This window comes from Pseudoalteromonas sp. 19-MNA-CIBAN-0066 (genome assembly GCF_040308705.1).
Classification (GTDB): domain Bacteria; phylum Pseudomonadota; class Gammaproteobacteria; order Enterobacterales; family Alteromonadaceae; genus Pseudoalteromonas; species Pseudoalteromonas nigrifaciens.
The window spans coordinates 1-255 of the sequence record NZ_JBEONZ010000302.1; the positions used below are offsets into that span (position 1 = coordinate 1).

The 255-nt window shown below is 41.6% G+C and carries 1 pseudogene; it reads right to left on the bottom strand.

Annotated features, from left to right (window positions below):
- A pseudogene (locus tag AAEZ18_RS19225) lies at positions 1-255 on the bottom strand (hypothetical protein); the annotation flags it as partial.

The window sequence follows — 255 nt, forward strand, 5'->3', positions numbered from 1 at the left end:
GTGTGAGCCAGATACCGTATTACTGAGCTCAACCTTGGTTTTAAATCGTGTTAAACGTAGCGCATTCATTAATACTGAAATAGAGCTCAGCGCCATCGCCGCGGCAGCAATCATAGGATTTAAAAAACCAAAAGCAGCAAGCGGAATACCAAGGCAATTATAAATAAAGGCAAAGAATAGATTTTGTTTGATATTGCGTAGTGTTGCATTCGCAATTTTTTGCGCCGCATCGATATGCATCAGCGACTCACCCAT